The organism is Rheinheimera soli (genome assembly GCF_021290985.1).
Classification (GTDB): Bacteria; Pseudomonadota; Gammaproteobacteria; order Enterobacterales; family Alteromonadaceae; genus Pararheinheimera; species Pararheinheimera soli.
Genome location: NZ_JAJOYU010000006.1, coordinates 105,581 through 123,778, shown reverse-complemented (window position 1 = coordinate 123,778; position 18,198 = coordinate 105,581). Strand labels below are relative to the sequence as shown.

17 protein-coding genes are annotated in these 18,198 nt (G+C 46.1%); 6 read left to right on the top strand and 11 right to left on the bottom strand.

The genetic code is table 11. The annotated features are described in order from the left end of the window. Positions 1-786 (top strand): S1/P1 nuclease, encoded by a 786-nt coding sequence (locus LSG37_RS06455; protein ID WP_233079101.1) that lies wholly within the window; start codon positions 1-3, stop codon positions 784-786. Positions 787-788: 2 nt separating this feature from the next. Here LSG37_RS06455 and LSG37_RS06450 read toward each other — a convergent pair whose 3' ends face one another. Both LSG37_RS06450 and LSG37_RS06445 read right to left on the bottom strand, forming a co-directional pair. Beyond that, a complete protein-coding gene (locus tag LSG37_RS06450; protein WP_233079100.1) occupies positions 789-2,381 on the bottom strand; it encodes a response regulator in 1,593 nt (530 codons plus the stop codon). 99 nt (positions 2,382-2,480) lie between these two features. Continuing rightward, positions 2,481-2,813, bottom strand: coding sequence for a DUF440 family protein (locus LSG37_RS06445; protein ID WP_233079099.1), 333 nt, complete (start codon positions 2,811-2,813; stop codon positions 2,481-2,483). Positions 2,814-2,968: 155 nt separating this feature from the next. On the opposite strand from LSG37_RS06445, the gene LSG37_RS06440 reads away from it, so the two are divergent. The 3 genes from LSG37_RS06440 to LSG37_RS06430 all read left to right on the top strand — a co-directional run bounded on the left by LSG37_RS06440 (position 2,969) and on the right by LSG37_RS06430 (position 6,253). Further along, positions 2,969-3,355, top strand: coding sequence for a VOC family protein (locus tag LSG37_RS06440; RefSeq protein ID WP_233079098.1), 387 nt, complete (start codon positions 2,969-2,971; stop codon positions 3,353-3,355). 24 nt (positions 3,356-3,379) lie between these two features. Continuing rightward, positions 3,380-4,189, top strand: a complete 810-nt coding sequence (gene rlmA / locus LSG37_RS06435) for a 23S rRNA (guanine(745)-N(1))-methyltransferase (RefSeq protein ID WP_233079097.1) — start codon at positions 3,380-3,382, stop codon at positions 4,187-4,189. A gap of 84 nt (positions 4,190-4,273) precedes the next feature. Next, positions 4,274-6,253 carry a cache domain-containing protein gene (locus LSG37_RS06430; RefSeq protein WP_233079096.1) on the top strand — a complete coding sequence of 660 codons (1,980 nt, stop codon included), beginning with the start codon at positions 4,274-4,276 and terminating at the stop codon, positions 6,251-6,253. Positions 6,254-6,674: 421 nt separating this feature from the next. On the opposite strand, the gene LSG37_RS06425 is transcribed toward LSG37_RS06430, so the two are convergent. The 7 genes from LSG37_RS06425 to LSG37_RS06395 form a co-directional block, all read right to left on the bottom strand. Then, positions 6,675-8,144 (bottom strand): hypothetical protein, encoded by a 1,470-nt coding sequence (locus LSG37_RS06425; protein WP_233079095.1) that lies wholly within the window; start codon positions 8,142-8,144, stop codon positions 6,675-6,677. 85 nt (positions 8,145-8,229) lie between these two features. Then, positions 8,230-9,447 carry a serine hydrolase domain-containing protein gene (locus LSG37_RS06420; protein WP_233079094.1) on the bottom strand — a complete coding sequence of 406 codons (1,218 nt, stop codon included), beginning with the start codon at positions 9,445-9,447 and terminating at the stop codon, positions 8,230-8,232. 4 nt (positions 9,448-9,451) lie between these two features. Then, on the bottom strand, positions 9,452-9,955 hold the full coding sequence (locus tag LSG37_RS06415) for a gamma-glutamylcyclotransferase family protein (RefSeq protein ID WP_233079093.1): 504 nt from the start codon (positions 9,953-9,955) through the stop codon (positions 9,452-9,454). Continuing rightward, positions 9,952-10,458 carry a M48 metallopeptidase family protein gene (locus LSG37_RS06410; RefSeq protein WP_233079092.1) on the bottom strand — a complete coding sequence of 169 codons (507 nt, stop codon included), beginning with the start codon at positions 10,456-10,458 and terminating at the stop codon, positions 9,952-9,954. Before LSG37_RS06410 ends, LSG37_RS06415 begins: the two co-directional genes overlap by 4 nt. Before the next feature lie 68 nt (positions 10,459-10,526). Further along, positions 10,527-11,093 carry a hypothetical protein gene (locus LSG37_RS06405; RefSeq protein ID WP_233079091.1) on the bottom strand — a complete coding sequence of 189 codons (567 nt, stop codon included), beginning with the start codon at positions 11,091-11,093 and terminating at the stop codon, positions 10,527-10,529. Then, entirely contained in the window at positions 11,086-11,655 is a 570-nt protein-coding gene (locus LSG37_RS06400; RefSeq protein WP_233079090.1) for an RNA polymerase sigma factor, read from the bottom strand. Before LSG37_RS06400 ends, LSG37_RS06405 begins: the two co-directional genes overlap by 8 nt. Before the next feature lie 53 nt (positions 11,656-11,708). Further along, a complete protein-coding gene (locus tag LSG37_RS06395) occupies positions 11,709-12,344 on the bottom strand; it encodes an energy transducer TonB (RefSeq protein WP_233079089.1) in 636 nt (211 codons plus the stop codon). A gap of 61 nt (positions 12,345-12,405) precedes the next feature. Between LSG37_RS06395 and LSG37_RS06390 the strand changes: the two genes are divergently transcribed. After that, positions 12,406-12,927: a SixA phosphatase family protein gene (locus tag LSG37_RS06390; RefSeq protein ID WP_233079088.1), complete on the top strand. Its 522-nt coding sequence runs from the start codon at positions 12,406-12,408 to the stop codon at positions 12,925-12,927. A gap of 122 nt (positions 12,928-13,049) precedes the next feature. Further along, on the top strand, positions 13,050-15,272 hold the full coding sequence (locus LSG37_RS06385; RefSeq protein ID WP_233079087.1) for a GspE/PulE family protein: 2,223 nt from the start codon (positions 13,050-13,052) through the stop codon (positions 15,270-15,272). Positions 15,273-15,306: 34 nt separating this feature from the next. On the opposite strand, the gene LSG37_RS06380 is transcribed toward LSG37_RS06385, so the two are convergent. Together LSG37_RS06380 and rlmC are read right to left on the bottom strand one after the other, a co-directional pair. Then, on the bottom strand, positions 15,307-16,875 hold the full coding sequence (locus tag LSG37_RS06380; protein WP_233079086.1) for a methyl-accepting chemotaxis protein: 1,569 nt from the start codon (positions 16,873-16,875) through the stop codon (positions 15,307-15,309). 148 nt (positions 16,876-17,023) lie between these two features. Further along, positions 17,024-18,172 carry a 23S rRNA (uracil(747)-C(5))-methyltransferase RlmC gene (gene rlmC / locus LSG37_RS06375; protein WP_233079085.1) on the bottom strand — a complete coding sequence of 383 codons (1,149 nt, stop codon included), beginning with the start codon at positions 18,170-18,172 and terminating at the stop codon, positions 17,024-17,026. Positions 18,173-18,198: the final 26 nt, after the last annotated feature.

Sequence of the window (18,198 nt, the reverse complement as noted above, 5' to 3'; positions counted from 1 at the left end):
ATGCGTAATCTAGTCTTAGCTTTGGCGTTGTTTTGCAGCCCGGTATTTGCTTTTGGTGAATTAGGCCATCAGATGGTCTGTTCCATGGCCTATCAGTTATTAAGCCCGGTCAGCCAGCACAAAGTGCAGCAACTGATGCAATTACACGAACAGAAAGATTTTACCCAAGCTTGTTCCTGGCCGGATCAGGTGCGCTCACTGCCGGAGTATCAGCACACCAAAGTCTGGCATTACGTCAATATCAAACGTTCTGACAGCAAATTGACCATGCAGCACTGCCCCGCTGAAGGTTGTGTGCTATCCGCTATTGAGCAAGAGCGGAAAAAGCTGACGCCATTTGCGCCATCAAAAACCCAGTTAGAAGCTCTGCTTTTTGTAGGACACTTTATAGGCGATTTGCATCAGCCTTTGCATGCGGGTTATGCCGATGATTTAGGTGGCAACAGAACTGCAGTCTATTTTGAAGGTGAACCGTCGAATTTACATGGGGTTTGGGATAGTCGTATTCTGGAAGCCGCCTCTTATCAGGATGATGCGAAGCAACAGGCCTTGTATCAGGCGTTGAAGACGAAACAACAGCAATGGCAAAGCGTCAGTGTGCTGGACTGGGCAAACGAGTCGGTGTTGCTGGTGAAACTGATTTATCAGGGCTACAAGCCAGGCATGTTAATAGACGAAAACTACCAGCAACAGCACCTGCCTCAGTTGGAGCAACGCTTGCAGCAAGCTGCTGTGCGTCTGGCATTAGTGCTGGAACAAAGTTTTAATCCAACGGACGCTGATTAACTTCAGCGGCTGTTAAACTCATCCAGCACAAAGGTCTTAAACTTGCTTAGCTTTAACTGGCTTAGCAAGTTTGCTAAATGCTCCTGATGGGTTAAATAACCAGGTTCAGCCAGATAGGCCTTGTAATACATTTGAGCTGCCGGGCGTAATTCACCTTCTTTTTCATGCCGTAACCCCATTTGAGCATAGACCTGCCCTCTGTCTTCTGCGGTATAAATCAAATGAAAGGCCTGCTGATGCACGCAAGCCGCATAAACTTTATGTATGCTGTGCGGCATCAAATTCAGAGCTTTATTCGCCAGATACATTAAATCAAAGGCAGCATTCATCTTACCAAGACCCGCCATCAGGCTCGCGCCATGACACTGACTGGCGACAGACATCTGCATAGCAGCTAAATGTTGTTTTTGTTTCTCTAAGAAAGCAATAGCGGCTTCTTTGCCATCAGCCTGACAAACTAAGCTGCCCTGCAACCAGATGATATCAGCCGCAAACTGACTGGCTTCTTTGTCGGTGATTAACTGACGAAAACATTGCTGCAACATAGCCTGATACTGGGAAACTCTCTGCTCTGGCATAGGCTGCGCCATTAAAAACAGCAGCAGCTTACACAAAGTTACCGTCAATACACAAAACTGGTAACCACTGCCAGCCTGCCGTCTTTTGCGCTCTATCAGTTCAATGGCTTGTTCTGTTTTATCCGACACCATCATCACCAATTGCACTAACTGAGTAATATGGGTCGACATACCAGCAGCCGGGAATTTAACAGCCACACCAAGAGCTGCGGCGTAGTCTTCGTTTTCCAGCGCCAGATACACTTGCCAAACTTCTTTGCGTTCTTGATAACGCAGTACTTCTTCGGTCACATTCACTAAAAAGCTGTTGCAGGACTGCAAATCAGCTTGTTCGTAATCCAGTATAAACTGCAACCACAAGGCCCAGCCCTGCTGCTTGGCACAGGCTGATTTAATCAATGCAGAAGCTGCGTCATAAACGCCCAGCTCCAGCAGCATCTGCGCTTTTAGTTGCAGCACGGCCACTGGGGTATCAGCACCAGCTTTTTGTTGTAGCTCAGCTATCAATTTAAAAGCATCAACATAACGGCGTTTATGCACCAGAGGCAGGATCTGATCCATAAAAGGTTTTAGGCGCACATGCAGTTTTAACTGCTCATCGATGTGGAATTTATTGCAAGGCCGGTCGAGAAAATCAATCTGATGAAAAGGATAATCGACAGCATGCTTCTGCCGCTCTGTCGCAGTGGATAACACCACCAAGCGGCTTAAGGGACTAACAATGTGTTTGTGCAGCAGCAAATCAATCAGATCGGCGCCAACCAAAGAGGGTTCCGCATCATAATCAAGCAAAATTACATCGTATGGTGCAGTACCTTCAGTGCTCAACAGATCCTGAGCTGTACGGCTGAGCTCTACTTTTTTGATACCAAGGCCGGTCAGTATTTGTTTTAACTGATGACCAGACGCAGGATCAGACTCAACAACTAACACATTGAGATCAAATAACTTACTAAAATCAAATCGGGTAAGACTCAAACCTTTGCCTCGTTTTTTCTCAGATCGATGATCGGCCACTCACACCTCTTTAGTGTAGGCGGAAGATGGCCAGTCGCAAAAGAAAAATTTAGAAAAAACGATACAAAATCCGAGACTTGGCAAATTTTTTAGCCTGGTTTAATCCTGTCCGCGCCAGCGGGCATGACATAAAGTTTCATATTTTTCTTTAGACAATAAAATTCTGGCCAAAACAATTTCTGCAGCGCCATTCACATCAGCCAAACCAATGCGAGCTTCGACATGCAGTTCAGGGTCTATATCCATGGCGATCATATCCACCCAGTCGTCGATGGCGGGCACCAGGTCAACATAAGCTGAAGCCGACGCATGTTGTTGATACAACGCATAATCTTCAACTGATAAGTTCTCTTCTGCTAGCTCTTCAAAAATAGCAAAAGCGTGATCACACAGCTCATCTAAAGACCAGAGTTCCAGTTCTGCACCAGACATTTTTCTCTCCACACAGATAAAATAAAGACCGCAGTATACCAACAGCCATCCTCAACTGCCCAGCAACTCAGGGGCAAAAGGCTAATAATTGCTGGCATCCGCTGCATCGGATCGGTAGCATAGCGCCACTTTTTCTTCTGCCGGAACCACCTATCATGAAGCAAAGCTTAGGTTTAATAAGTCTGTTAGTGGCTGACTACGACGAAGCGATAGCGTTTTACACGCAAAAACTGGGTTTTGAGTTAGTAGAAGACAGCCCACAAGGTGAAAAAAGGTGGGTAGTGGTACGACCCAAAGGTGCTGTAGAGACCGCAATTTTACTGGCCAAAGCCAGTAATGAGCAGCAAAAACAACAGATTGGCAATCAGTGTGGTGGCCGGGTTTTTCTGTTTTTAAATACCGACGATTTCTGGCGCGACCACAGCATGATGCAACAGCAAGGTGTGAAGTTTCTCGAAACGCCACGCGAAGAAGCTTATGGTACTGTGGCCGTGTTTGAAGATTTGTACGGTACCCGCTGGGATTTGTTGCAACTGAATTAATTGAATTTTTATTAGGGAATTGTTATGTACCGCTGCCCGCTTTGCCAACAGAGCCTGACTCAACACCACAACAGCTTTGCCTGTGTTCAGGGCCATAGCTTTGATCTGGCCAAAGAAGGTTATTTGCATTTACTGCCGGTGCAGCAAAAAAATTCCAAAGTGCCGGGCGATTCTGCATTGATGATGCAATGCCGCCGTGATTTCTTAAATGCCGGTTATTACCAGTTGCTGTCCGATGCGGTGAACCAAAGCTTCGCTTCTGTATTGCCACAACAGTCTGTAGTGCTGGATTTAGGTTGTGGTGAAGGCTATTACAGTCACAGACTGCTTCAGGCCCTGGCAGACAAAGAAGCCACTCTGTACGGTTTGGATATCGCCAAAACCGCCATTAAAAAAGCCGCCAAAACTTATCCTGCCATTCACTTTTGCGTCGCCAGCGCTTGGCATCTGCCTTTTGCCGATCAAAGTTTTGATGCAGCACTTAAACTCTGTGCTCCTTGTGAGCCGGAAGAGCTGGCCAGGGTATTAAAAACTGACGGCATGCTACTGACGGTCACGCCAGCGCCGAAACATTTAGTAGAGATCAAACAACAGGTGTACAACTCTGTACGCTTGCATAGCGATCAGATTGAAGTAATTCCGGGTTTTGTGCACCAACAGCGTCAGGAATTAACACATCAACTGACCGATTTACCCGCGCAAATGGTACTTAATCTGTTGGAGATGACGCCTCTAGCCTGGAAGTTTAACAGCGAACAAAAGCAACAATTTGCTCAAAGCTCACCTCAAATCAGTCTGAACTTTTATTTAGACTTGTATCGAAAAAATCGTTGAGACAAAGGGTCAACAGACTGGCAAACCCCTTGCATTAACCTCTACGGATCCATTGGAGGGCAATAGCTCAGGTGTTGGTTGTACATGCAGTTTTTTTTCGAACATCATAAAAATAATCTCAAACCTTATATGAGTGGCGTTATACAGTACGAACAAAAATTAACTGAACTGGATAGTTGGTGGAGTAAGGTTAGTTTAATAGGTAAAATCAATAGCTTACGTCTTGGTTCTACCATACTCGACAATATGGACCAAACCAAAAAACGCTTCACTGAATTACAACAAATCCTGATCGACAACTTACTGCTGGAACAAACCAAAAAAACCTTACTGTCAGACAAAGCCTGCTGCCAGATTGCCATTGATGTGCTGATCCGCAACTTGTTTGAACGTACAGCAGATATAGGTTTTTTAGCCACAGACTCGCAAATTCGCGGCTTTTTAGCTGCTCCTGCAGCTGGGTCAACCGATGCGATGCAGCAGCATTTAGCCAGTTATGTCAGCTACTATTCAGTGTATCAGGATGTGGTTCTGCTGGGTCCTGACGGACAGATCCTGCTAAGGCTGGATCAGTCGTACACTCAGAACTACAGCCGTGATCCCTTAGTGCAACACTGCTTGCAGCAGCCCCGGAATTTTAGTGAAACCCTCAGGTATTCAGACCTGCAGCCCAACCAAAAACAAAGTTTGATTTATGCTCAGGCTGTTGTATCAGACCAGGGCGAAGCGCTTGGCGTACTTTGCCTTTGCTTTAAGTTTGAAGATGAAATAACCAATATTTTCAAAAACTTAATTCCAGAACATAGTCAAAGTATTTTATTGCTGCAGGCTGATGATGGTTGCACCGTATTCAGTTCAGATCCTGACTCTTTGCCGCCACAACAGACTTCTGGACGACAACAGCAACTGGGACTCAGAAAGGTAGACAACCGCGATTATTTACTTAGTTTCGCTCAGACTCAAGGCTATCAGGGCTACTTTGGCCCGGCCTGGCAAACTCAGATCTGGACACCATTACAGAGCTTTGCTGCTCAGACCGCATCGACTCAGCAGGTGCTGGATATTGATAATCTGACATTATTCCCTGAACTCTTTCAGATCCATCGTTCCTCCTTGCAGGTCAACGAAGAGCTTAGCCTGATTGTACTGAATGGTGTGATTTCAGCAGCCCGTAACGACGCTGTCGAATTTGTGCCAGTACTGGATGCAATCCGGGGTATAGGCAAAGAAATCCATCAGGTATTTTCCCATTCAGTGGAAGAGCTGGCTCATACAGTGCTGCATAGCCAACTGGAAGAACTGATGATGCTGGCGCGACAGGCATTGGATATCATGGACAGAAATCTGTATGAACGGGCCAACGACTGTCGCTGGTGGGCACACAACAAGAAATTCCAGCTGTTGCTGCAAAATCCTGATGCAAAAAACCAACAGCAGGCCGCTGAAGAGTTAGCTTACATCAATGATTTATATACAGTTTACTCCAACATTTATATCTACGATGCAAAGCAAACTATCTTGTGCAGTGCCAGAGAACACCAGGCAGAGCTAAAGCAAATGCCAGCACAAAGTGGTGCTGCACAGTGCCTGCTATTAAACGCCCCGCATCAGTATGCGGTTAGCGATTTTGTGCCCAGCTTTTTATATCAACAGCAATCCACATACATCTACCATGCTCCAATTTTTACCGATACAACCACAGGAAAAGCTCAAGGCGGTATAGCCTTGGTCTTTGATAGTACGCCACAATTTAGTGCAATGTTGCTGGATATTTTGCCCAAAAATGCACAGGGGGAAATTAAAGCTGACTTTTCCGCCTGTTTTATCGATGAGAAAGGGGCCGTTTTGTCATCCAGTCATACCGAACTCTGGCCTGTAGGACATTGTGTGCCATTGGCTGACGAGTTATTTCGCTCTGCGCAGCTGCACCCTGTCAGTCAGCGAGTCACCCTGAACGATCAGCCGTATTGGCTGGCACTGGCGTATTCTAAAGGCTACCGTGAGTACAAAACTTGCGATGGCTACGACAATCCGCTGTATTGTTGCGTACTGCTGCAGTGTTAACTTAGGCTTGCCATCAAGCCGCCTCATCCATTAAACCGATAGAGGCTATAGAGTTAAAACGTTATCTTTCACCTGCATCCATCTTTATGCTGAGCACAAAAATCAACACAAGATGGATGCAGCGTCACCATGCGAATCACGACTTCAGCTGATGCTCTGACGCAAAGGCTTACCAGCTGCTACAACTTTTGATCTGTCTCTAATCATTTTAAAAATGAATACAACCTCAACTGAACCAATGCCGGACACTATGGTCCATAGCTTTCAGAAATTTGGCTTGTTGTCATTCCGCAGTGAAGATTTCAACACAGAGTCAGCTTTTTGATTTAAGGAGTTCTAGCGCAAGCGGTTTTATTTATCTCCCTGAACCGCTATTTTTTGCCCGGCTTTATAGCCGGGCTTTTTTTATCAGAACAGGACTTCAGTTTTGAATAGTGGTCACTCTGTTCCATAAATTCTGATTTTTGCTGTAAGAAAAATACTCGTCAGGAAACCAGCATTTAGGAATTAACTCCATATTCTTACGTTCTTCAAAATTCGACACCAGCTTGCTCAGAATTTCCAGCAGACGCTCTTCGCTCATTTTTTCCAGCTTTTTCCGTGCCGTTGGGAAATACAGGTTGTTATCGACACCAATAACCACATTGGTGCCTGTATTGCTAAAGGTCATACTGCGGGTGACCACCCGACATATCGGCATATCTGTGGCAGGCGGGTACAAAGAGACAACCAGTGCATATTCGTACCTGTCCAAATCACGTTTGTCTGAGTCTTTTGGAATATAAGTCACGCCATACCCCTGCGGAAACAGGCCGGTAATTTTAATCAGCGCATCAACAGCGGCTTTATGGTAGTAACCTCGCTCTACTCCACTTTGCAGCACCAGCGCCGCTTTGGGTAAAGATTCATAGCTGTGGTTTAACTTAGTCGACAAGACAACTGAGGTATAAATTTGCGGAATTTTCAGCAAGTTACCCACGCCACCTTCGGGTTTAATGGCGTTTTTAAGCAAGGTATAGACAAAATTCAGTTTGTCTTGCTCGTTTTGATTAAACAGCTCCCGCTCTTCTTTTGAATTCCCGACATAACGGTCGCAGGCCAGGCCTTTGGTGACATAACTCAGGGTTTCCTGATAGTTAATTTTCAAAAGCGCTACGCGGTTTTCATCATCTAAAACCCGGAATTCATCCAGATCGCCATCCGAGCCTTTGAGAATAGCCAAAGCATCCGGGTGATAAGTGCCGATATCCTGCAATATGGCCGCCATCAATAACGGCAGTTGCACGTCATCGCGAAAAGGTGAATAGTCGGCTTTATAAGCTGCATCTGCGTTATCCAGCATTTCTTTGGCTGCACGCATCTTGCCCAGAACATAATTATTGCTCAGTTCGTTATCCAGCAGCAGGCGATCGAGTAAACGCAGGCTTAAAATGCCTTTGTACAGATGTTTAAACTTTTGGTTCACTGCCGCAACATATTTGCCGTTACTGGGTGCCAGCAACTGAATAGTGCCCAAAAACTTCGATGACATTTGGATGGTTTCATCAAAATTTTCGCCCTCAGTCAGCTGTAACACCGACAAACAGAGTGCTTTTAAAGCTCTGTATCGCTCTACCCTGCTGTCATCGAGCATACGTACATACAATTTTAGCGCAGACTGAGCTTGAGCCAATTGCTTCTGTTCACTGGAAGACAGCTCTGGCTTTTTTTCAAGTTTGCGGACTTGCAATTGTAATTGCTGAAGTTTTTCATCCTGCTGCTTCGCATGACGAAAATAATCAGTCGCCACCTCATAGACAGAATCATTCAAGGCTGTGGCATCGTGGATTTTGCTCAGGATAGTTTTTACAGTTTTACTATACGAAGACTGACTTATGGTTCCCATCGACATATCGGGCATCTATCCTTTTCAGCGGGCCGTTCAGGTTGTATCAAAATGAGTCAAGAGTATAGCAGTCCTTTGCCTCTGTCTGGTGTCAGTCTGCCAACAAAGGCACTTGCCACTCGACGTCAGGTTCCATTTCCATATCCCATTCTTGCTGCATTTGTGCTGCTATACGCTTCTTTTTCTGCGGTTTAACCGCCAGTAAATTTGACCAGAACCAGGTGGATAAATCCCCCACCAGATTGGTTTCGGCGTTAATCAGTACCACTAAGCCTACACCTTTTTCTTTGGAATAGGCCATTTCGGTGCGATAGCCTCTGACCCAGCCACCGTGATAAAAAACCTCATGACCACCAAAGTTAAAAATGCGTACTCCTAAACCGTAATGTGACGTAGTGACATACTGGCCCCAGGTGCGGCCACCTAAATCATCAGCCACTTTAATTCTTTTATTGCGTACGTCCTGCAACATAGCCGGGCTTAATACGGCAGGGTAATGACCTAGTTGAGCTATCAGCCATTGACTCATGTCCATCACACTGGCATTCACGCCAGCGGCCGGGCTTACCCGGTAATAACTTGGATTGACCTTAGCTTCAGCCCAGCCTCTTTTCACCCGGACATGAGGCATAGCACGGTTTTTAGAGGCTAAAAATGCAGAATACCCCACTGAAGCTGTTGGCATTTTTAGCGGTTTAAACAGTTTTTGCTCCATCAGGCTTTCAAAGCTGCTGCCTGTGGTTTTTTCCATCACAGGACGAATAAGGCTGAACAACACGTTCTGATAGCCATAACATTTGCCTGGCGCACAACGAGGGTTTAAGTAACGAAACTTAGGCAATATCTGAGCTGGAGTCTGGTTGGCTTCAATTAAGTCATCATAGGTATTAGGCACCAAACCCGCACTTTGTGATAACAAATGCTCTACTTTCAAAGCTCCGGTATGGCGCGGACTTTTAAAAGAAAATGCAGGTACATAACGGGTTACAGGATCATCCCACTGAAAACGGCCCTGATGCACCAACAAAGACGACAATTGGCCAGTAAAAGTTTTTGATACAGAGGCCAACCGGAACACTGTGTACGCATCTATATTTGATTTAGTGCCGACATTTCGCACGCCATAGGCACCAACTTTCACTACTTTGTTATCTTTAACGATAGCGTAAGCAGCACCAGGAATATTGTTCTTTTTTAGTGTCTGGCGAAAATGCCAGTCAAAGTTGGTAGCCAGTTTATCAACATCAGCCGCCAGTAACTGGGGGGAAAGGACGAGGAATGCGCCCACCAGTAATTGGATTAATTTCAATGTTTCAGTCCTCAGACAAAGGGGTTGCCTTTGTTTTAGTGCCAGTATTGGCCTGTAATTTATGATAAGTCGTTAACATCGACGGTATCAGCTGTGTAATCAAATGCTCTTTATGACTTTCACTGACCTGATGCAAAAACCAGTCTCCGGCAACATAAGGCAGTAAAGCTGGCCCTACTGTATAACACCAGGCGTCTATCCATAGACCCAAAGATTGCACTCTCACTTTCTCGCGCAGGTATAAACCAGAATCCAGCTCTTCAAAAAAATCCAGCTTCGCCAGTTCTTCAGGCGATACCCCCAACAGTACTTTTCCCTGCTGCAAATGGCCAGGACAATGAGCTAAAGCAGGCACTGGCGTATTGGCATGTTGCTGGCTTAAACCATATCTTTTGTAATCAAGCAGGCTGGCGTCTTGCATCACGTAGTCTTTGCCTGTAATGGCAAAAACAACTTCAGGTAACATCAATAAACCATAAACAAAAACTGCATCACCATCAGGCTTCATACCGCTTTTCCTTCCAGCTGTCTCAAAGTTAAAAACAGACGTAAGTCGAATTCCAATTGATGATACTGGGGTTCCATATGCTGACACAATTGATAAAAGGCTTTGTTGTGATCTTTTTCGCGCAAATGCGCTAATTCGTGCACCACCACCATTTTTAGCAGAGGAAATGGCAATTGTTTAAATAAAGCGGAAATACGGATTTCCTGTTTTGCTTTCAGTTTGCCACCTTGCACTCTGCTGACAAAACTATGCAAGCCTAAGCTGTTGTCCAGATGAATTTTACCGTCAAAACAAACTTTGCTGACAGGTGGGCTGGATTTAACAAAACGTTGCTTTAGCTCCTGAGTAAACTGATACAGGCTTTTATCATTCTGAATATCGTGCGACTGTTGAGGGTAACGAGTGGCCAGTACTTCAGCCAGACGCCCTTGTGCAATCAGCGACTGTACCTGTGTTCGCACTGCTTCGGGATAAGAGGTTAGAAAAGTTAAAACAGGTTCCACTAAGCATCATCCACAACTAAAACGATGCTTAGTGTAAAAAATAAAAGCCCTGCCGTGAACCTTTCTTTTCAGCTGCTGCAGTGTAACGCTTGTTTACCTGAGATTATTGCCAGGATCTGGCCTTGCTGACCGGTTTTAAGCTCTACCCACTGCCCGGCCCGCCATGGCAAATCCTTTTGTAATTCCAGAGCCAGTTGCTGATCAATTTTCACTAATAGCTGATCACAAACTTCGACTTGCCAGTGCTGACCACTAAAACTGAGTTGCCCAACCAGACTATTACTTTGCTCAAGTTGGTGACGGGCTTGCTGATACTGTTGGTACCTTTGCTGGTAAGCCGTTTGCTGCGGCGACACCTCGTTTTTGGCCAGACTATGCAACTGCACCTGATGGTAGCCCGCATCCGACTGCAACACGATTTGGTAATAGGCAGGTTGCCACCAGATTTGTTGTGCTAACCAGATTAAAGCCACAGAAGCCGCCAGGCCCTGCACTGCAGGCCATAAAGATTTCCAGTTTGTTTTGCGGGCTTCAGGCTTGAGCTGTAACAACTGCTGCCTGAGTTGATCGGGCATAGGCTGTTCAGTTTTACTTTGCTGATACAACTGCTGTAGTTTTTCATCCAGCTTATTCATCGTGCTCTCCAAGCTGTTTTGCCAACGCCTGCCGCGCATAACGTAAACGGCTTTTGACGGTCTCTGGTTCTGTCGAAGTGATTTGTGCTATCTGCACTAAGCTGAATCCTTCCAGTTGCAGCAATAAAGTTTCGCGTTGCAATAACGGCAGCCGCTCTAATAAATGCTGTAACTTCAGTTCATTTTGTTGCTGCTCCACTGCTGCAGCAGGGCTGTTGTCTTCTGATGCTAAGTCTTCACTGATTTCATAGACCCAGCGTTTTTGTCTTCTGAATTCATCCAGTAGTAAATTACGGCCTATCGCAAACAACCAGGTTTTAAAACTGCTGTGTCCGGCAAACTGTTGTTTTTGCTGCATCACCTTTAACCAGCTTTGCTGACTCAGATCAGCTGCCAGTGCCAGGTCACTTTGCTTTAGCAAAAAATGATATAAATCATCACCATAAGAATGGATCAACTGGGCAAGGTAAGCTGGATTATCTGTTTGTATATAAGCTTGCATCAGCCGCTGTGGATCAGACTCTGGCAGAGCGCTATGTCGATTTAACCAGGATAACAGCATCCCTTACTCCTCTTTCAGCCAGGCCAGCACCACAGCAGTGCTGGCTTTGAGTTTTATGCTTTATCCAGACTAAAATCCAGCTGCACCTGTAAATGACGTTGTACCACAGCTTTGCCATCGATCAACTGAGGTTGGTACTTCCAGGAACGTAAGGCTTTCACAGCCTCCCGGTCAAAAATACGTTTGGGTTCAGCATCCAACACTTCAACATCAATCACAGCGCCAGTGGTATCAATTGAAAAACTTAACTTTACCCAGCCTTCTATACCATTTTTAGCGGCTTCAACCGGGTATCTGGGATCAATACGCACCATAGCTGTGGCTGTTTTATCCGGCAAGCTAAATTCACCTGCATCAGTTAACTCAAGTCCGGGCAATACAGGGTCCACGGACAACTCAATGAAAGGCCCTGACTCACCTGTGGTTTCAGCTGTCAGGGAATCCGGTCTTGCTACAGGTTTTGGTGGCTCTGGCAAAGTGCGTATGATGATGTTGGCCTGACTGTCTTTTCTCGGTTCATGCAGTTGATGATCGACAGCATCTACAGGTGGTTGTACAGAAACGCTGTCAGCCCCTATTAATTGCTGCATCAAAGCAAACAATAAAAACGTGATCAGTAAAGCCGGTATAGCGGCCGCCATCAATTTTGCTGTATCTGTGCTGGTATCCATAGTATCTATAGTATTCATCTGGCATTCTCCTGTTGTTTTCAGTTAGACGAAACTGCAGGAAAAAAGGGGTTAAACAGTGATGAAAAAAATAGTGGCTCTGGCTGCAATAACAGCGTTGACTGGTTCTGCATTTCAGCTGCACTCAGCGCCCGCTGAAATTTATCTGGTGCGGCATGCCGAAAAAGTGAAATCTGCGGATAAAGACCCCCACTTAAGTGCTTGTGGTCTGGCACAAGCGCAGGCTATGGCGACACTGATCCCTGCAGCTTTGACACGCATTTACCACAGTGGTTATCAACGAACCCAACAAACAGCAGAACAAATACTGACGACTCAGCCAACAGCCTCACTCAACACTTATGACGCCAGGGATTTAGCAGCTCTTGCCAAGGACATTCACCAGCAAAACAGCCCGCTACTGGTGGTAGGACACAGCAATACCACTCCAGAACTCATCCATCTGCTTAGCCAGTTAACAGCACCAAAGATGAGTGAACAGGATTACGGCATGGTTTATCAGTTAAAACAATCAGCACAAGGCTATCAGTTGGTTAGTTTTGCCATTTCACAGCCGGACATTTGCCCTACAGCTGCTATTTAATCAAGCTCTTGGATCAAGCACTTAGCTACAGCGCCTCCCGGCAAAAATAATCCCCTATGCTAGACTGAAACTAATAAAAACTTTCCTTTCTTTGGCAAGCTACAGTCTGGTTCAGGGGTCTTATGGCGTTTTATCAGAAGTTGTTAGAGCTGTTCCAGTCCATCCATAACTCAGAGCGTTTTCTGGATGTGTTTCCTGAATTGGAAGCACAAATACTTCAGCTTTTTGCGGCTGAACGTATCACTATTTATCAGCGCAGTTATCACAGTCAGGATATTTATTCACGCTTTAAAACCGGCTCAGAACTGACGGAAATACGGGTGCCTATAGGCCCACAATCTATCGCAGGTTTTGTCGCTTTAAGTAAAAAATCAGTACTGATCAAAGACGCTTACGATGAGCAGGAACTACAAAGCATCCACCCTAAACTGAACTTTGCCCGGCAGTTTGATCAGAAATCGGGCTTTCGTACCCGCTCAGTTTTAGCAGTACCCATTACAGAGCAAAACGTGTTGTTGGGCGTGATCCAGCTGATTAACGCTAAAACATCCGCTGCTTTTAGTCAGGACGACTGCGACAAAGCCACTCAGCTGGCACAGTTACTTGGCCAGAAATTCCGTTATGAATTAGGTGCCACCCGTGGGCCTTTCGATTATTTACAGCATCGCAATTTAATTTCTGCCAGTCAGTTACAACAGCTAAATGTACCACCAGCAGATTTTGCTCATCAGGTGAATAAAATCATCACAGAATATAAAGTCAGCAAAGAGCAATTGGGCTTATCGCTGGAGGCTTTTTATCAGGTCAGCTTTATTGGTTTTGAACCGGACAAATATCAGTTGCATGGACTGAACAGCAAACTCAACCGCTCTTACCTGCTGAAAAACCATCTGGTGATCCTGGAAGATCAGGCAGGCAAAGTGGTGATAGTACTGACCAACCCCAACCACGCCGATACCCTGATGGAAGTAGAACGGGCAACAGGCTTACTGAGCTACGATATTCATGTTGCTTTGCCTGACGATATCGACCATTACATTAAAGGCCAACAAGAGGATAACTTAACCGAGTTAGGCGATCTGCTGAATGAAGCCGATGACGATCTGACATTAGAGACTCTGCAGCAGGAAGACGAAGGTATTTCTGAAGAAACCCCAGTGGTGGTTAAGCTGGTGAACCGGGTTTTAATGGACGCTCAGCGCCTGAATGCTTCGGATATTCATATTGAATCCGGTAAAGGCAAAAGCTCCTGCCGGGTGCGGCTGCGGATAGATGGCGAGTGCCGTGAACTGATCCAAATTCCGCCGGCTTTTATGCCGCCCGTGGTGTCGCGGATCAAAATTATGGCAAGGCTGGATATAGCTGAAAAACGTCTGCCACAGGATGGTAAATTCAGCGTCAAACTGGCGAATAAAATTATAGAAGTCCGGGTTGCTACCTTACCTACTGTATTTGGTGAAGGTGTGGTGATGCGGATTTTAGCCAGTGGTGAAGCTTTGCCTTTTGACAAGCTGCAATTGAGTCCACGCAATTACCAGATGATGTCGCAGATGATTAAACACCCACATGGGGTATTGCTGGTCGTCGGCCCTACAGGTTCGGGTAAAACCACTACTTTGCATGCCATCTTAGGCCGGTTAAATACCACAGATAAAAAAATATGGACTGCTGAAGATCCGGTTGAAATCACTCAGCCAGGTTTGCAGCAAGTGCAAATGAATAATAAGTCGGGTTTAACTTTTGCTGTGGCACTGCGGGCTTTTTTGCGCGCCGATCCGGATATTATTTTAATAGGTGAAATGCGCGACAAAGAAACAGCCCATGCCGGTATTGAAGCCTCGCTGACAGGGCATTTAGTGTTATCCACACTGCACACCAATTCGGCCCCCGAAACCATAACCCGTCTGATTGATATTGGTATAGACCCTATCAACTTTGCAGATGCCTGTATCGGTATTCTGGCGCAGCGACTGGTCCGTACTTTGTGTGGCAAATGCAAAGAAGCTTACCAACCCGATCAGATTGAGCTGGACTACTTACAGAGGCATTATGGTTTAGCCTTTGCCCCCGAGCTGGAACTAAAAAATCCGCTGACACTACACAGGGCAAAAGGCTGCCCTGCATGCGAGCAAACAGGCTACAAAGGCCGGGTCGGTGTGCATGAACTATTGCCTATCACCTCGAAGGTGCGTCAACTGATTTATCACAAAGCCAGCATAGAGCAAATTCAGCAGCAGGCGATAACCGACGGTATGCGCACTTTAGTGCAGGATGGCATTTTAAAGGTTTTGTCTGGGATGACAGATTTTAAACAGTTACAGGCCATTTCGGTGTTTGAAGACTAAAGCCGGTTGCCCGGCTTTCGTCAGAAGCTAAAGATTAAGCTTTGCGGAAACGCTCCACTAGTTCATGCAATTGCTCAGAGGTGTTTTGCAAATTTTTACCACTTTCGCTGACCGCAGTTCCCTGACTCAATGATTTGCTGGCCAGATCAGAAATACTGACAATTTGCTGATTAATATCTTCAGCCACATGAGCCTGCTCTTCGACAGCGGCGGCCATTTGCCCAGCCATAGCAGCGATACTACTGACAGCAACACTGATGCCTTCCAGCGCTTTTTCGGCCTGAGCGACTTGAGTCACACCCAATTCTGCATCCTTACGACCATTTTCCGCTACCAACACTGAAGCTTTGGCTTTGGTCGAGAGTTGCTGAATAATCTCATAAATCTCTTTGGTCGATGCAGTAGTACGGGACGCCAATAGCCGCACTTCATCAGCGACCACGGCAAAACCACGACCTTGTTCACCAGCACGCGCAGCTTCAATAGCAGCGTTTAATGCAAGCAAGTTAGTTTGCTCTGCGATCTGCTCAATAATTTGCGCAGCGCCAACAATTTTATTGGTTTGCTCCGCTAAATCTGCCACAGACTGACTGATGTCATTGACTGTTTTTTGTAACTGTTGCATAGCACCGCGGGTTTGACCTGCAACAGCTGAACCAGAACGGGCCAACGCATCTGCATCATCAGCTTTACTCGCCGTATCCTGCACATGAGCAGAAACCTCAGCGATAGTAGTGGTCATTTCATTCATCGCAGTCGCCACCTGCTCCGTCTGCATTTGCTGCTTACGAATACTGTCTGCTGCATCAACCGATAAGTGCCGCACCTGATCCGACTGCACAGCCACTTTAGTGGAAGCGTCTTCAATCCGGGTTAACACAGTATTTAAATGAGCAGACTCTGCCAACAGCGCCACCTCCAACTGCCCTAACCTGCCCTGATGTTTTGCATAAGAGGCCACAGCTAACGGATCAGTAAAAGGAGTTGGCAACAAATCGACCAGTCCTGCCAAGGATTGCTTTAAGCGATAGACACCAAGAAAATAACTTATAAAAGCGCTTAAAATCAAAGCAATAGCTGCAGCTACAGGGCCCATGGCCCACCACAACAACAAAGACACAATGACAAAGAGCAGCGGCATCACAGCCCAGCGTAAATCCGCTGACAGATCTGAAGTTGCTTTTGCCGTGTTTTTCCCGGCATTAATAGCTTTATACAATTGCTCTGCATGAGCGACCTGGGCACGGCTGGGTACAGTGCGCACCGATTCATAACCTACAACACGGCCGTGCTCTGTGATGGGAGTCACGTACGCGTTAACCCAATAATAATCACCATTTTTACAGCGGTTTTTCACCAGCCCCATCCAGGGTTTACCCTGCTGTAAATAGCTCCACATAGTTTGAAATGCAGCTTCTGGCATTTCAGGGTGCCTGACAATGTTATGAGGTTTACCCACTAACTCTTCTTTACTAAAGCCACTGATCGAAGCAAAAACATCGTTGCAATGCAAAATAGTGCCTTTGATATCTGTAGAGGAAATGAGCTGCTGCTCTTTGGGAAAAGTACGTTCTTTTTCGGTGACAGGTAAGTTCTTACGCATTTGTGACACTCTCCTTAGTTGTGCACGATCAGACTAAATTCAACAGATATGAAATTAAAATAGGGAAATGAAAATACTGATAAAAAACTAGCAGCAGATCGGCGTCTTGCACAGGAAATATAAAAAAATATATAACTTGCTGAATGACTTATGCGGTACTACGTCTTTGTAACAAGGTTAACACTTCTGCATGATGGGTATGAGGAAACATATCAAACAGTTGTACTTTGAGCAGTTGGTAGTCTGTTGTCAGCACAGCCAAATCGCTGGCCAGCGTATCAGGATTGCAGCTGGAATAAATCAGCCATGCTGGTTGTAACGCCAACACAGACCTGCAAAGCTCCGCCCCCAAACCCCGACGCGGTGGATTCACCAGCAGCAGATCGGGTGTTTGCTCTGCCGCTTTGGCAAAAGCAGTGGCATCCAATGCCTGAAATTGAACCTCAGCAAGCCCAAGTTCAGCGGCTGAACGTGTTGCACTGGCAATAGCTTTGGGCGCAATTTCAATACCAGTTAAAGCCCGAACCTGGCCTTGTGCTGAACTGGCCAGATGCAAACCAAAACCACCCACACCACAAAATAAATCCCAAAGCCTGTGCCCTGGTAAGGGTGCTGCCCATTGTTTTGCTGTGGCATACAAAGCTGCGGCCACTGTGCTATTGGTCTGGAAAAAGCTTTGTGGCGTCAAATAAAGCGGAATACCGTTTAACTGCTCGCGCAACAATTCTGCTGGCGTTAACACAATTTCTTCCGGCCCTTCAAGCACCGCCATATGCACCGGCTGAAGATTCACCGAACAGACCTCAAGTTCAGGCCATTGCTGTTGCAACCAGGCTAAATGTTTTTGGATTGAGGCCAGGCAGTTTTTCGAGCGCAACACAAATCGCAGCATAAAACGGCCTGAATGCTGACTTTGGCTGAGTAAAACAAGCTTCAGCTCACCCTGTTTTTGCTCCAGTTGATAAGGGGTTAAACCAGCGCGTTGAATAAAGCGTTTAATCAAGACAAAAGCCGGCTCAAAGGCTGGCGGATACAAAGGGCAAGCGGATAAATCGACTGGGTCTTGTCCATTCAGAATGCCCAGCACAGGCTCTGCTGTTGTGCCGGACACCACCATTTTGGCTTTAGTACGAAAACCCTGTTCGTCACTTGCCACTGCAGGCAGCAGTTCAGCTTCAGTAAAAGGCGCCATCAACAGCGCCAGTTTCTGTTGTTTTTGTGCTAATTGTTCAGCATAAGGCACAGCAAGCTGGCTACAGGAGCTACAACGTCCGGCTAAAAACTCAACACAATTCATCGTCTCTCAACTGTACTTAAAGGCCT

Bases quoted from the DNA above. Each gene is read 5' to 3' on its own strand.
- LSG37_RS06430 (WP_233079096.1), top strand. From the start codon at position 4,274: ATGCAGTTTTTTTTCGAACATCATAAAAATAATCTCAAACCTTATATG.
- LSG37_RS06390 (WP_233079088.1), top strand. From the start codon at position 12,406: ATGAAAAAAATAGTGGCTCTGGCTGCAATAACAGCGTTGACTGGTTCT.
- rlmC (WP_233079085.1), bottom strand. From the start codon at position 18,172: ATGAATTGTGTTGAGTTTTTAGCCGGACGTTGTAGCTCCTGTAGCCAG.
- LSG37_RS06440 (WP_233079098.1), top strand. From the start codon at position 2,969: ATGAAGCAAAGCTTAGGTTTAATAAGTCTGTTAGTGGCTGACTACGAC.
- LSG37_RS06425 (WP_233079095.1), bottom strand. From the start codon at position 8,144: ATGTCGATGGGAACCATAAGTCAGTCTTCGTATAGTAAAACTGTAAAA.
- LSG37_RS06405 (WP_233079091.1), bottom strand. From the start codon at position 11,093: ATGAATAAGCTGGATGAAAAACTACAGCAGTTGTATCAGCAAAGTAAA.
- LSG37_RS06380 (WP_233079086.1), bottom strand. From the start codon at position 16,875: ATGCGTAAGAACTTACCTGTCACCGAAAAAGAACGTACTTTTCCCAAA.
- LSG37_RS06455 (WP_233079101.1), top strand. From the start codon at position 1: ATGCGTAATCTAGTCTTAGCTTTGGCGTTGTTTTGCAGCCCGGTATTT.
- LSG37_RS06415 (WP_233079093.1), bottom strand. From the start codon at position 9,955: ATGAAGCCTGATGGTGATGCAGTTTTTGTTTATGGTTTATTGATGTTA.
- rlmA (WP_233079097.1), top strand. From the start codon at position 3,380: ATGTACCGCTGCCCGCTTTGCCAACAGAGCCTGACTCAACACCACAAC.
- LSG37_RS06385 (WP_233079087.1), top strand. From the start codon at position 13,050: ATGGCGTTTTATCAGAAGTTGTTAGAGCTGTTCCAGTCCATCCATAAC.
- LSG37_RS06395 (WP_233079089.1), bottom strand. From the start codon at position 12,344: ATGAATACTATAGATACTATGGATACCAGCACAGATACAGCAAAATTG.
- LSG37_RS06445 (WP_233079099.1), bottom strand. From the start codon at position 2,813: ATGTCTGGTGCAGAACTGGAACTCTGGTCTTTAGATGAGCTGTGTGAT.
- LSG37_RS06400 (WP_233079090.1), bottom strand. From the start codon at position 11,655: ATGCTGTTATCCTGGTTAAATCGACATAGCGCTCTGCCAGAGTCTGAT.